Origin of the sequence: Kitasatospora sp. NPDC059146, assembly GCF_042786665.1 — a bacterium.
In the GTDB taxonomy this organism is placed as follows: domain Bacteria; phylum Actinomycetota; class Actinomycetes; order Streptomycetales; family Streptomycetaceae; genus Kitasatospora.
In genome coordinates, this window is the sequence record NZ_JBHZCY010000016.1 from 6,666 (window position 1) to 18,960 (window position 12,295).

General features: G+C 74.1%; 13 protein-coding genes. 6 read left to right on the forward strand and 7 right to left on the reverse strand.

Translation table 11 applies throughout. The features are described from left to right. Positions 1–13: 13 nt before the first annotated feature. Both dapC and fdxA read right to left on the reverse strand, forming a co-directional pair. Complete coding sequence (gene dapC, locus ACFXPX_RS09810) at positions 14–1,177, reverse strand: succinyldiaminopimelate transaminase (RefSeq protein WP_375884764.1); 1,164 nt, start codon at positions 1,175–1,177, stop codon at positions 14–16. A 20-nt stretch (positions 1,178–1,197) separates the two neighbouring features. Then, complete coding sequence (gene fdxA / locus ACFXPX_RS09815) at positions 1,198–1,524, reverse strand: ferredoxin (protein WP_030287402.1); 327 nt, start codon at positions 1,522–1,524, stop codon at positions 1,198–1,200. A 135-nt stretch (positions 1,525–1,659) separates the two neighbouring features. Here fdxA and ACFXPX_RS09820 point away from each other — a divergent pair, with 135 nt between their 5' ends. Further along, a complete protein-coding gene (locus ACFXPX_RS09820) occupies positions 1,660–2,661 on the forward strand; it encodes a GNAT family N-acetyltransferase (protein ID WP_380640430.1) in 1,002 nt (333 codons plus the stop codon). Between the two features lie 31 nt (positions 2,662–2,692). Next, on the forward strand, positions 2,693–3,601 hold the full coding sequence (locus ACFXPX_RS09825) for a transglutaminase family protein (RefSeq protein ID WP_375884759.1): 909 nt from the start codon (positions 2,693–2,695) through the stop codon (positions 3,599–3,601). Positions 3,602–3,618: 17 nt separating this feature from the next. Here ACFXPX_RS09825 and ACFXPX_RS09830 read toward each other — a convergent pair whose 3' ends face one another. Further along, a complete protein-coding gene (locus tag ACFXPX_RS09830; RefSeq protein WP_375884756.1) occupies positions 3,619–4,248 on the reverse strand; it encodes a response regulator in 630 nt (209 codons plus the stop codon). A gap of 64 nt (positions 4,249–4,312) precedes the next feature. Here ACFXPX_RS09830 and ACFXPX_RS09835 point away from each other — a divergent pair, with 64 nt between their 5' ends. Next, positions 4,313–5,257 carry a MerR family transcriptional regulator gene (locus ACFXPX_RS09835; protein WP_375884753.1) on the forward strand — a complete coding sequence of 315 codons (945 nt, stop codon included), beginning with the start codon at positions 4,313–4,315 and terminating at the stop codon, positions 5,255–5,257. Beyond that, the gene (locus tag ACFXPX_RS09840; protein ID WP_375884751.1) at positions 5,251–5,745 is read left to right on the forward strand and encodes a GNAT family N-acetyltransferase; all 495 of its coding nucleotides are present in this window, start codon (positions 5,251–5,253) and stop codon (positions 5,743–5,745) included. The genes ACFXPX_RS09835 and ACFXPX_RS09840 overlap by 7 nt, the downstream gene beginning before the upstream one ends. Here the strand turns inward: ACFXPX_RS09840 and ACFXPX_RS09845 are convergent. From ACFXPX_RS09845 to ACFXPX_RS09855, 3 genes are read right to left on the reverse strand one after another with little or no spacing between them, the layout of a single operon-like run. Continuing rightward, on the reverse strand, positions 5,742–7,001 hold the full coding sequence (locus ACFXPX_RS09845; protein ID WP_380640432.1) for a sensor histidine kinase: 1,260 nt from the start codon (positions 6,999–7,001) through the stop codon (positions 5,742–5,744). The two genes, ACFXPX_RS09840 and ACFXPX_RS09845, sit on opposite strands and share 4 nt — an antisense overlap. Positions 7,002–7,009: 8 nt before the next feature. Then, a complete protein-coding gene (locus ACFXPX_RS09850) occupies positions 7,010–7,732 on the reverse strand; it encodes an ABC transporter permease (protein WP_375884746.1) in 723 nt (240 codons plus the stop codon). After that, complete coding sequence (locus ACFXPX_RS09855) at positions 7,729–8,691, reverse strand: ABC transporter ATP-binding protein (RefSeq protein WP_375884744.1); 963 nt, start codon at positions 8,689–8,691, stop codon at positions 7,729–7,731. The genes ACFXPX_RS09850 and ACFXPX_RS09855 overlap by 4 nt, the downstream gene beginning before the upstream one ends. 344 nt (positions 8,692–9,035) lie before the next feature. On the opposite strand from ACFXPX_RS09855, the gene ACFXPX_RS09860 reads away from it, so the two are divergent. Both ACFXPX_RS09860 and ACFXPX_RS09865 read left to right on the forward strand, forming a co-directional pair. After that, positions 9,036–10,175, forward strand: a complete 1,140-nt coding sequence (locus ACFXPX_RS09860) for a hypothetical protein (protein ID WP_375882674.1) — start codon at positions 9,036–9,038, stop codon at positions 10,173–10,175. Positions 10,176–10,252: 77 nt separating this feature from the next. Continuing rightward, positions 10,253–11,029 (forward strand): MerR family transcriptional regulator, encoded by a 777-nt coding sequence (locus ACFXPX_RS09865; protein ID WP_375882672.1) that lies wholly within the window; start codon positions 10,253–10,255, stop codon positions 11,027–11,029. A 15-nt stretch (positions 11,030–11,044) separates the two neighbouring features. On the opposite strand, the gene ACFXPX_RS09870 is transcribed toward ACFXPX_RS09865, so the two are convergent. Beyond that, a complete protein-coding gene (locus tag ACFXPX_RS09870) occupies positions 11,045–12,115 on the reverse strand; it encodes a helix-turn-helix domain-containing protein (protein WP_380640434.1) in 1,071 nt (356 codons plus the stop codon). Positions 12,116–12,295: the final 180 nt, after the last annotated feature.

Consider the following 12,295-nt stretch of genomic DNA (forward strand, 5'->3'; position numbering starts at 1 on the left):
GTCGTACCCGCCGTCAGCGCGCCGCGGCCAGCCGCTCCACGGCCGCGGCGACCCGCTCGTCGGTCGCGGTGAACGCGACCCGGACGAAGCCGGCGCCGGACGGCCCGTAGAAGTCACCGGGCGCCACCAGGATGCCCAGCCCGGCCAGTTCGGCCACGGTCTCCCAGCACGGGCGGTCCTGGGTCGCCCACAGGTACAGGCTCGCCTCGGAGTGCTCGACCCGGAAGCCGTACGCCTCCAGCGCCGCCCGCAGCGCCGAGCGCCGGGCCGCGTACCGCTCCCGCTGCTCGGCCACGTGCGCGTCGTCGGCGAGCGCCGCGATCGTCGCCGCCTGGACGGGCGCCGGCACGATCATGCCGCCGTGCTTGCGCAGCCCCAGCAGCTCCTCGACCACCACCGGGTCGCCCGCCACGAAGGACGCGCGGTAGCCGGCCAGGTTGGAGCGCTTGGAGAGCGAGTGGACGGCCAGCAGGCCCTCGTGCTGTGTTCCGTCCCCGGGGTCCCCGCAGACGTCCGGGTGCAGGACGGAGACCGGTTCGGCCTCCCAGCCCAGCTCGAAGTAGCACTCGTCGCTGACCAGCAGCACCCGGTGCTCCCGGGCCCACTCGACGGCGCGGCGCAGCTCGTCCGCGCCGAGCACCCGGCCGGTCGGGTTGGACGGCGAGTTCACCCAGAGCAGGCGCACCCGGGAGCCGTCCAGCTCGTCCACCGAGTCGTACTCGACCGGCTCGGCGCCGCACAGCCGGGCGCCCACCTCGTAGGTCGGGTAGGCCAGTCGCGGGTAGGCGACCTGGTCGCCCGGGCCGAGGCCGAGCTGGGTCGGCAGCGAGGCCACCAGCTCCTTGGAGCCGACGGTCGGCAGGACGGCCCGCGGGCCGATCCCGGCGCCGCAGCGGCGGTTCAGCCAGCCGGCGATCGCCTCGCGCAGCTCCAGCGGGCCCCAGACGGTCGGGTACCCCGGCGTGTCGGTGTGGGCCGCCAGCGCCTTCTGGATCAGCTCGGGGACCGGGTCCACCGGGGTGCCGACGGAGAAGTCGCAGAGGCCACCGGGGTGGGCGACGGCGGTGGCCTTGTAGGGCTCCAGCTTGTCCCAGGGGAACACCGGGAGCCGGTCGGAAACGCGGCGCGCCGCCCCCGGGTGACCCGGGAACGGCGCGCGCGTGCTGTTGGTGTTCACAGCTCAGTAGCCACCGATCGTCAGTGGTCGGCGTTCTGCGGCGGCAGCGCGGCGATGAACGGGTGGTCCCGCTCGATCAGGCCGAGCTTGGAGGCGCCGCCGGGCGAACCCAGGTCGTCGAAGAACTCGACGTTCGCCTTGTAGTAGTCCTTCCACTCCTCCGGAGTGTCGTCCTCGTAGAAGATCGCCTCGACCGGGCAGACCGGCTCGCACGCGCCGCAGTCGACACACTCATCCGGGTGGATGTAGAGGGAGCGCTGGCCCTCGTAGATGCAGTCAACCGGGCACTCTTCGATGCACGCCTTGTCCTTCACGTCGACACAAGGCTGCGCGATGACGTAGGTCACGCTGTCGTTCCTCCTCGGAAGGGCCTGTCGGCCCGTTCTGTTCTGCTGCCGTGCGCGGTGTGAGCGCGGCGTCGTCGATGCCCGCCCCTAGTATCGCGGGTCGGAGCAGGCAAATGCACAGGAGGTGGCCGGATCATGACCCGAGACCAGCTGGAACGGCGTCCGGAAGTCCGGATAGATCGCTCTGACGTGGGTCTTCGCGTGTCCGTGCGGCGCCTCTCGGAGTTCGTGGACGACCGTCCGGTGTTCCGCGATGTGATCGGCGTGCTCACATCGTGGGACGATCACGGGCTCACGGTCGAGCCCCGGTCGGGCGGTCCGGTGACCTTCCCGGAGAAGCTGCTGGTCGCGGGCAAGGTCGTGCCGCTCTTCCCCGCGCGGCGCGCGGAGCTGCCCGCCGCCACGCCGGTCGAACTCCAGCGGACCGCCGGGCGCGGCTGGCCGGGCGTCGAGCAGGAGGCGCTCGGCGAGTGGACGCTGCGCGCCGCGGCCGGGTTCACCCAGCGCGCCAACTCCGTCCAGGCGCTCGGCGATCCGGGGACGCCGCTGCCCGCGGCCCTGGCCGCCGTCCGGGCCTGGTACGCGGCGCGCGGACTGCCCGCCCTGGTCGAGGTGATCACCCCCGGGACGGCCGACGACCTCAGGCCGCTGCTCGGCCCGCCGCGCTCCCCCACCCAGGTGCGCACCGCCCCGCTGGCCGCGCTCGCCCGGACCGGCACCGGGCACGGGCGCGTGCGGCTCGCGCGGACCGCGGGCGAGGACTGGATGTCCCTGTACGGGAAGCTGAGCGAGGACCCGGCGGCGCGCGAGGCGGCCCGCCGGGTGCTGCACGGCGGCCCCTCGGTCTGGTTCGCCACCGTCCCCGGCGCCCCCGGGCAGCCGCCGCTGGCGATCGGACGCTGCGTCATCGACGGCCCGTGGGCCTGCTTCGGCGCCATCGAGGTCCAGCCGTACGCCCGGCGGGCCGGACTGGCGACCGCGGTGATGGCGGTGCTCGCCGCCCGCGCGGCGGAGGAGGGGGCGAGCGGCGCGTACCTGCAGGTCGAGGCGGAGAACGACGGTGCGGGGGCGCTCTATGACGGACTCGGCTTCACGACCAGTCACACTTACCACTACGCGCTCCTCCCCCAGGAGTAGGCGCCCGACCGTTCCCTCCTGGTATGTCCGCTTGTCCGTCCGTCGTACGAAGGCCGTCGCCGTCACCGTGACCGAGCACAGCAGAGACCGCTTCCGGACCGCCGCCCGCTCCGAGCAGCCCGACCCGGTGCTGCTCTGCCTGCTCGCCGCCGCCGAGCACGACCCGGTCCTCGACCCGGGCGATCCGGGCGAACCGCCCGGCGTCGACACCCTGCTGGCCGCCTGCGAGGCCGCCCTCGACCGGCACGCGGCCGCCGTCCGGCTCGCCGTCGCCGAACGCTCGCCGTCCGGGCCGGAGGAGACCGCCGCACTGCTCGCCGCCGTGCTCGGCGGCCGGGAACGCTTCCACGGGCGCCAGTCCGACTACCGCCGGCTGGAGTCCTCGCTGCTGCCCGACGTCCTGCGGCGCCGGCGCGGACTGCCGATCATGCTCTCGCTGGTGTGGACGGCCGTCGGCCGCCGGGCCGGGCTCACCGTGCACGGCATCGCCCTGCCCGGCCACTTCATCGTCGCGGTCGGCGGCCCGGCCGGCGGCGAGGAGTACGTCCTCGCCGACCCCTTCCACGGCGGGCGGCTGCTCGACCCCGCCGACGTCGAGCGCCTGGTCGCCGCCTCCGGGCACGACTTCACCCCCGCGCTGCTCACCCCCGCCCAGCCGCTGGACATCGTGCTGCGGGTGCTCGGCAACATCCGGGCCTGGGCCGCCGACCGGCCCGAACAGGCCCGCACCCAGCTGTGGGCCACCGAACTCGCCCTGCTGCTCCCCCGGCACCCGGCCCAGCTCCGCCTGGAACGGGCCGAACTCCTGGTGCGGATGGGCGACTTCCTCGGCGGCTCGGCGGAGATGGACGACTACGCGCGGATCCTGGACGCCTTCGACCCGGACACCGCCGCCAAGGTCCGCCAGGAGGCCCGGGCGGCCCGCCACCGGCTCAACTGACCTGCCCCGAGAGGCGGTTACAGCCAGCCCTTCTCCCGGGCGATCCGGACCGCCTCGGTGCGGTTGCGCGCCTCGGTCTTCTGGATCGCCATCGAGAGGTAGTTGCGGACCGTCCCCTCCGACAGGTGCAGCCGCCTGGCGATGTCCGCGTTCACCGCGCCGTCCGCGGCCGCGCCCAGCACGTCCCGCTCGCGCGCGGTCAGCGGATTGGCGCCCTCGGCCAGCGCGGCCGCCGCCAGCGCCGGGTCGATCACCCGCTCGCCGCGCAGCACCCGGCGGATCGCCTCGGCCAGCTCGGACGCCGGCGCGTCCTTCACCAGGAAGGCGTCCGCCCCCGACTCCATCGCCCGGCGCAGGTAGCCGGGGCGGCCGAAGGTCGTCGCGATGACCACCCGCGTCCCCGGCGCCCGGCTGCGCAGCTCGGCGGCCGCCTCGATGCCCGTCATCCCCGGCATCTCGATGTCCAGCACGGCGACCTGCACCTCGTTCGCCAGCACCGCCGCCACCACCTCGTCCCCGCGGCCGACCTGCGCCACGACGTCGATGTCCCCCTCCAGCCCGAGCAGCGCCGCCAGCGCCTCCCGGACCATCCCCTGGTCCTCGGCGAGCAGCACGCGGATCGAGGGGCCGTTCTCTGCAGTACCCATGGCCACGACCTTAGAGGGAAAGGGGCTTGAGTCTCCGGCAGGGGGAGACCCCACAGTGGTGCCCATGGACGGCAGCGAAACGCTCTACTCGATCGGCGACCTCTCCCGGCGCACCGGACTCACCGTCAAGGCCATCCGGTTCTACGCCGACACCGGCCTGGTCCCGCCCACCGACCGCACCACCGCCGGCTACCGCCGCTACGACCTCCACGGCCTCGCCCGGCTGGACCTCGTCCGCACCCTGCGCGAACTCGGGCTCGACCTGCCCGCGATCCGCCGGGTGCTGGAGCGCCAGGCCCCGCTGCACGAGGTCGTCTCGGCGCACGCGGAGGCCCTGGAGGTGCAGATCCGCACCCTGCGGCTGCGCCGGGCCGTCCTGCTCGCCGTCGCCCAACGCTCTTCCACCCCCGAGGAGATGACACTCATGCACAAGCTCGCCCGACTGTCCGACGCCGAACGCCGCCGGCTCGTCCACGACTTCATCGACGAGACCTTCGGCGACCTGGACGCCAACCCCGAGTTCGTCGCCATGCTGCGCTCGGCGATGCCCGAACTGCCGGACGAACCGCGGCCGGAGCAGGTCGAGGCCTGGGTCGAGCTGGGCGAACTCGTCCAGGACCCGGACTTCCGGGCGGCGGTGCGGCGGATGGCCGAGCACCAGGCCGTCGAACGGGCGGACGGCGACCGGGGCGGGCTGCACGCGGCGCTGACCGGGACGGTACGGACGGTGGTCGGCGCGGCCCTGGCCGAGGGCATCACGCCCTCCTCCCCGGCCGCCGACCCCGTCCTGGACACCCTCACCGCCGCGTACGCCGAGACCTTCCGCCGCCCCGACGACCCCGCCCTCCGCTCGTGGCTGCTGGCCCGCCTCACCACGGCCGACGACCCGCGCGCCGAGCGCTACTGGCAGTTGCTGGCCGTCATCAACGGCTGGCCGGTGCCGGAGGGCCTGCGGGAGGTATTCGGATGGCTCACCGAAGCCCTGCGCAGCAGACTGACCGGATGCTGACCCTGGAACCCCTGCGCCCCGACCACGCCGCCGCCGTCCTCGCCTTCGAGCTCGCCAACCGCGCCTGGTTCGCCCGGACCGTGCCCGACCGCGGGGACGCCTACTTCACCGCGGCCGGGTTCGCCGAGCGCCACGCCGCCCTGCTCGCCGAACAGGCCGAGGGCACCGGCCGGTTCCACCTCGTCCTCGGCCCGGACGGCGCGCTGGTCGGCCGGATCAACCTGGTGGACCTCGTGGACGGCAGCGCCGAACTCGGCTACCGCGTCGCCGAGTCCGCCGCCGGGCAGGGCCTCGCCAAGGCCGCCGTCGCGCTGGTCTGCCGACTCGCCGCCGACGCCTACGGCCTGCACGCGCTGACCGCCGCCACCACCCTCGACAACCCGGCCTCCCGGGCCGTCCTGACCGGCAGCGGATTCACGGTCACCGGGCAGTGCCGGCTCGGCGGGCACCCGGGCCTGCGCTACCGCCGCGCCCTGGACGCTTCCTAGGAGGCCGTGGAGGCCCCGGGGGACGGGGCGGGGACCGGGCGCAGGGGGACCGAGGCCCGGATCCGGAAGCCCTTGCCGCGCTCCCCCGGGCCGGTCTCCAGCCGGCCGCCGACCAGGGCGAGGCGCTCCTCCAGTCCGGAGAGCCCGTTCCCCGGTTGGGACTTGCCCGGGCCGGGACCGTTGTCGGTGATCTCCAGGACGGCGTACCGCTCGCCGCCGCCGTCCCAGCTCTCGTCCGCCGTCACCGTGCAGACGGTGGCCCCCTCGCCGTGCCGGACGATGTTGGTGACCGCCTCGCGCAGCGCCCAGGCCAGCGCGCCCGCCTCCTCGTTGGCCAGCGACGGCCAGGCGTCCACCAGCTCCGGCGCGGCCTCCAGCCGGACCTGCGCGGCGGCCAGCGCCGTACGGGCGGCGGCGAGTTCGACCGGCAGGGTGGGGCGGCGGAAGCCGGTCACGGCCTCCCGCACGTCGATCAGCGACTGCCGGGCGACCTGCTCGATCTCGGCGACCTGCGCCCGCGCCGCCTCGTCCTTGCCCGCGTCCATGAAGCGGCCGGCCAGCTCGCTCTTGAGGGTGATCAGCGAGAGCGAGTGCCCGAGCAGGTCGTGCAGGTCGCGGGCGAGCCGCAGCCGCTCCTCGGAGGCGGCCAGGTGGGCGACCGCGGCCCGGGCCTCGCGCAGTTCCTTCATGGTGGTGACCAGCCGCTGCAGGCCGGTCATCGCGACGCCGGAGAGGAAGGCGCTGAGGGCGAAGGTGGTGGTGCTGTCGTTGTCGGCGTGGATCGCCAGGCCGGTCCCCGCGGTGAGCAGGGCCATCGCGACCAGGGCGCGCAGCGCGTGCTTCACCGGGGTGATCACCGCGAGGCACACCGAGGCGTAGATGAACATGGTCAGGAACGCGCCGCCGAGCACCGCGGCGGAGGCCACCGCGAGCACGATCATCGTCCCGACGACCACCTGGCAGGCCCGCGGCTTCATCCCCGCCTGCGAGCGGAAGATCACCAGCAGGACGTAGGCGGCCACGAAGACCGCCAGGCAGGCCCAGCCGAAGACCTGCTCGGCCCCGCTGTGCCCGCCGTTCAGCAGGCCGCTCGCCGGGTAGGCCAGGTAGGTCATCCACAGCAGCATCCAGGCGACCTTGACGGTCATCTGCCGCCGGGTCTCCACCGGGGCGCCCGGGACGTTCATGAAGGAGGCGCGCACCGGACCGGCCTCCCCCGGTTCGTCGGGGCGGTCGGTCCGGTGCTCGTCGGTCATGGTGGTCATCATGCCCGGCGGGCGTCACGCCGGTACAGCACCGCTGCGCCGGCCACGAACACCGCGAAGAAGGCGGCCAGTCCGGCGACCGCGGCCAGGTCCAGGGAGTGCCCGGGCTGGGTGAAGGTGGCCAGCTTGTTGTACAGGAACACCGGGTTGAAACGGGCGAGGCCCTCCAGCGAGCCGCTCACCGGGAACCAGGTGCCGCCGAGCAGCGCCATCGCCATGTAGGTGATCATCACGATCGGCTGCACCGCGTCCGGTGCCGCCGCGTAGCCCAGCGCCACCCCCAGCGCGGCGAAGACGAAGCTGCCCAGCCAGAGCGCGGCCGCCAGCCCGATCCACTGCGGCGCGCTCAGCTGGACGCCCTGGACGGCCCCGACCGCGAAGACCACCAGGATCGCCGGCAGCGTGGTCACCGCGGTCGCCGTGATCTTGCCGACGGTGTACGCCCGGCCGGGCAGCGCGGTCAGCCGCAGCTGGCGCGTCCAGCCGCTCTTGCGCTCCAGCGAGATCCGCTGCGCGTTGCCGGTGAGCACCGCGCCGACCGCGCCGAAGGTGGCCATCGAGACCATGAAGTAGGTCTTCACGGGCAGGCCGCCGGCCTGGTTGCCGGAGCCGTAGGCGTTGATGAAGAAGACGTACATCAGCGCCGGGTAGAGCACCGTGAAGAACAGGTAGCGCCGGTTGCGGAGGGTCCGCAGGATCTCCAGCTTGATCAGGGTGGTCATCGCACGCTCTCCTTCTCGGCGTCGGCCCGGCGGTCCAGCTCGCCCGTGATGGTCAGGAAGGCCTGCTCCAGGCCGACCCCGGCGACCTCCAGGCCGCGCGGGTACAGGCCCGCCCGGTAGATCCCGGCGACGCCGGCGTCGGCGTCCGCGGTCCGGATCCGCACCGTCCGCACCCCCGGGACGCGGGCGGTGACGTCCAGCGCCTGCACGCCCGGCAGGGAGCGCAGCACGGCCTCGTCGAAGCGGACGTCCGCGGGGAGGTCGGCGTCGTGGAGTTCGAAGGCGATCCGGCGGGCCCCGGCGCGCGCCTTGATCTCGGCGGAGCTGCCGTCGGCGATCAGCCGGCCCCGGTGCAGCACCAGGACGCGGTCGGCGATCGAGTCGGCCTCCTCCAGGTAGTGGGTGGCGAACAGCACCGTGCGCCCGGCGTCGGCCTGCGCGCGCATGCTCGCCCAGAACGCCTGCCGGACGCTGACGTCCATGCCGGTGGTGGGCTCGTCCAGCACGATCAGGTCGCTGTCGCCGGCGATCGCCAGGGCGAAGCGGACCCGCTGCTCCTGGCCGCCGGACAGCTTGTCGACCCGGCGTTCGGCGATCTCCTCGATCCCGGCGTCGGCCAGCACCTCCGTGACCGGCCGGCCGCGCGGGTGCACCTTGCAGGCGAGCTCGACGATCTCGCGGACCTTGACGTCGGTCATCAGCCCGCCGCTCTGCAGCATCGCGCCGACCCGGCCGTCCGCGATCGCCGCCCGCGGGGTGGCGCCGAACAGCGTGACGCTGCCCTGGTCGGGTTCGCGCAGGCCGAGCAGCAGGTCCAGGCTGGTGGACTTCCCGGCGCCGTTCGGGCCGAGCAGGGCGACGGTCTCGCCCGGCCGCAGCACGAGGTCCAGGCCGTCCACGGCGCGCACCCGCCCGTAGCTCTTGCCGACGCCGCGGAAGGCGGCCACCTCGGTAACCATCGCCCGGCTCCTCTCCCTGGTGGGGTCCGGTGCGGAGCTGTCCGCACCACCCCAGGGTCCCGCCGGGGCCGGGGCCGGCGGCAGTGTCGGGGGGGGGGGGGGTGGGGGTGGGGGTGTGGGTGGGCACGGCCGAGCGCCCCGGGGGGGGGGGGGCCCGCCGCCCCCCTTGGGGGTGGGGCGAGGGGCGGCACGGGCGGTTCCCCTCCGTCACATAGGATGTCCGGCCGGAGGGGGCGGAACGGCGGGGAGAGGTACAGGTGCGGGGAGATCGCACGGCACGGGCCACCACCGACTACGAAGCCACGACCGGTCGGATCGCGGGTCTACCGCTCCGCCGGCACCACGTGCTGCTGACAGCGTGGACGGTGCTCTGGTTCTTCCTGGTGGAGCCCAGCGGCGGCTTCTCCTGGCACTACCTGCGCCAGGGCGAACAGCTGCTGTTCAGCGGCCAGCCCGACGGCGGCCTCTCGCTCTACGCCCACCACCCCGAGCTGCAGATCGGCCCGGTCAGCCTGGCCGCCGCCCGGCTCACCGCCCCGTTCTCGCCGCACGTCGGCCAGCTGATCGCCGAGGCGGCGAGTGCCGGGCTCGGCCTGGTGATGCTGGTGCTGGTCGGCCGCACCGCCGCCCTGTACTACCTCGGCACCGGCACCAACCACCGCCGGCTCCAGCAGCGGCTGCTGATCGCCGGGCTGGCGTTCATCCCGATGTGGGTCGAGGTGTCCGTCCGCTTCGCGCACCTGGACGACGTCCTCGCGCTGTTCTTCACCACCCTCGCCGCGCACGCCCTGGCCCGCGGCAAGCCCGTCCAGGTCGCGGTGTTCCTGGCCCTGGCGGTCGATTCCAAGCCCTGGGCGCTTGCCTTCGCCCCGCTGATCCTGGCCCTGCCCCGGCCCGCCTGGCTGCGCACCGTGCTCTGGTTCTGCCTGCTGGTCGCGGTCGCCTGGCTGCCGTTCTACCTGGGCAACCTGGACACCATGGCGGCGGCCAAGTTCACCATCCCGAACCAGCCCGCCTCCGCGCTGCGCTGGTTCGGGGTCACCGACCCGGCCACCCCCTGGTGGGACCGTCCGACCCAGTTCGCGCTGGGCATCGGCCTCGGCTGCGTGGCCGTCTGGCGCGGGCGCTGGCCGGCCGTGGTGCTGCTCGGGGCGGACGCCCGGATCCTGCTCGACCCGAGCGTCTACACGTACTACACGGCCTCGATCCTGCTCGGCACCCTGCTCTGGGACGCGGTCGGCCAGAAGCGGCTGGTCCCGTGGTGGAGCTGGATCGCGCTGGCGGCGCTGTACGGCGGCACACTGTTCCTGCCGTCCGACGCGGCCCGCGGCTTCGTCCGGCTCGCCTTCGTGGTGGTCTCCGCCGCGTACGTGCTGCTCTGGCCCACCCAGCAGTCCCGCCGGCCGCGGCCACCGGCCCAGGGCGGCGGGGAGGGCCGCCGGCGCTCCGCCCGGCGGCGCGAGCGGGAGCTGGTCGACGCCTGAGGCCTCCCGGAACACGGCTTGACCCTCACGCGACGTGAGAGCGGAGGGTGGTGGTCACCACCAGGGAGGAGCTCCGGATGAACGGGGACGAGGGCTACGCGGTCGGCGCCGTGGCGAAGATCGCCAAGGTGACCGTCCGCACCCTGCACCACTACGACGAGATCGGACTGCTGTCCCCCGCGGGACGCACCCGGGCCGGCTACCGCCGGTACGTGGACGCCGACCTCGACCGGCTGCAGCAGATCCTGTTCTACCGCGAGCTCGGATTCGCCCTGGAGGAGATCACGGCGATCCTGGACGACGACTCGGTCAGCCCGACCGAGCACCTCCGGCGTCAGCACCGGCTGCTGACCGACCGGATCGGCCACCTCCAGGAACTCGCCACCGCCGTCGAACACGCCATGGAGGCACGCAGGATGGGCATTCAGCTGAGCCCGGAGGAGAAGTTCGAGATCTTCGGCGAGGGCTACCGCGAGGAGTGGGAGCAGGAGGCCGAGCAGCGCTGGGGGAAGACCGAGGCCTGGGCCGAGTCCCAGCGGCGCACCGGCGCCTACACCAAGGCCGACTGGCAGCGGATCCAGGAGGAGATGGCCGGGCTCAACGCCCGCCTGGTCGCGGCCGTCACCGCCGGCGACCCCGCCGACGGCACCGCGGCCATGGACCTCGCCGAGGAGCACCGGCAGCACATCTGCCGGAACTTCTACGACTGCACGTACACCATCCACCGCGGCCTGGCCTGCCTCTACGTCGAGGACCAGCGCTGGACCGCCACCTACGAGGAGCTGGCCCCCGGGCTGGCGCAGTGGCTGCACGACGCCGTCGTCGCCAACGCCGACCGGCACGAGAAGGCGTAGCGGCGCAGGCGTCCGCTACGCGATCCCGCGCCCGAAGGAGCGCCGGTAGGCGGTCGGTGAGGTGCGCATCACCCGGCCGAAGTGGTGGCGGAAGGTCGCGGCGCTCTCGAAGCCGACGGCCACGGCGACCTCCTCCACCGAGCCCTCCGGCGACTCCAGCAGCGTCAGACTGGCCGCGATGCGCTGGGTGACGACCCAGCGCATCGGGCTGGTGCCGTTGCGGGCGGTGAAGTGCCGCAGGTACGAGCGGTCCGACATCCGGGCGGCCCGGGCCAGCACCGAGACGGTGAGCGGCTCGGCCAGGTGGTCCAGCGCCCACTGCATGCTGCGGGCGACCCCGTCCTCGTCCTCCTCGACCGGACGGACCGCGGCCTCGATGAACTGCGCCTGCCCGCCGTCCCGGTGCGGCGCCACCACGAAGCGGCGGGCCACGCTGTTGGCCACCTTGGCGCCGTGGTCCCGGCGCACCAGGTGCAGGCACAGGTCGATCCCGGCGGCGCTGCCCGCGCTGGTCAACACGTCGCCGTGGTCGACGTACAGCACGTCCGGGTTGACCCGCACCCGCGGGTAGCGCTGCTGGAGGAGGTCGGCGTACCGCCAGTGGGTGGTCGCCTCCTTGCCGTCCAGCAGTCCGGCGGCGGCCAGCGCGAAGGCGCCCGAGCAGATCGAGACGATCCGGGCGCCGCGCTCGTGCGCCGTCCGCAGCGCCTCGACCAGGCCGGGGGAGACTTCGCCGCCGAAGGCGTTGCGCACGCCGGGGACGATGACGGTGTCGGCCGCGGCGAGTTCGTCCAGGCCGTGCCGGGCGGTCAGCGCGAAGCCGCCCACCGCGTCCAGGGGCGTGCCCGGCCGGTCCGCGCACACCTTCAGCCCGTACCAGGGCGCGGCCAGCAGCCCGCCCAGCTCGGGCCGGGCCAGCCCGAACACCTCGACCACCACGCCGAGTTCGAACGGTGCCATGCCCTCGAAGGCGTACACCGCGAGGTCGTGCACGGGCTCCGGGCGGCGGCCGATGGTGACGGCCACCGGCCGCGGCCGGGCGGGCGCGGCCGCGTCGACCGGCTCCTCGACGTACTGCTCGGCCATGCGAACCCCCTGCTCACGGGTGCCGGAACTGCCGGTGAGTGTAGTCGTCGCGGCCCGCCCGGAACTTGCCGCGAACTTCCCGTGAATCCCCCTGCAACCTCCACCCGCGCCGCACGTCCATCACTACGGGGGCGGAGGGATCCGGGTCGGACGCGGCTGCGAGGATCTCCCCGATCACGA

Coding starts and splice junctions, on each gene's coding strand:
- ACFXPX_RS09845 (WP_380640432.1), bottom strand. CDS start 7,001: ATGACCGACGAGCACCGGACCGACCGCCCCGACGAACCGGGGGAGGCC.
- ACFXPX_RS09835 (WP_375884753.1), top strand. CDS start 4,313: ATGGACGGCAGCGAAACGCTCTACTCGATCGGCGACCTCTCCCGGCGC.
- ACFXPX_RS09855 (WP_375884744.1), bottom strand. CDS start 8,691: ATGGTTACCGAGGTGGCCGCCTTCCGCGGCGTCGGCAAGAGCTACGGG.
- ACFXPX_RS09865 (WP_375882672.1), top strand. CDS start 10,253: ATGAACGGGGACGAGGGCTACGCGGTCGGCGCCGTGGCGAAGATCGCC.
- ACFXPX_RS09850 (WP_375884746.1), bottom strand. CDS start 7,732: ATGACCACCCTGATCAAGCTGGAGATCCTGCGGACCCTCCGCAACCGG.
- ACFXPX_RS09820 (WP_380640430.1), top strand. CDS start 1,660: ATGACCCGAGACCAGCTGGAACGGCGTCCGGAAGTCCGGATAGATCGC.
- ACFXPX_RS09870 (WP_380640434.1), bottom strand. CDS start 12,115: ATGGCCGAGCAGTACGTCGAGGAGCCGGTCGACGCGGCCGCGCCCGCC.
- ACFXPX_RS09830 (WP_375884756.1), bottom strand. CDS start 4,248: ATGGGTACTGCAGAGAACGGCCCCTCGATCCGCGTGCTGCTCGCCGAG.
- ACFXPX_RS09840 (WP_375884751.1), top strand. CDS start 5,251: ATGCTGACCCTGGAACCCCTGCGCCCCGACCACGCCGCCGCCGTCCTC.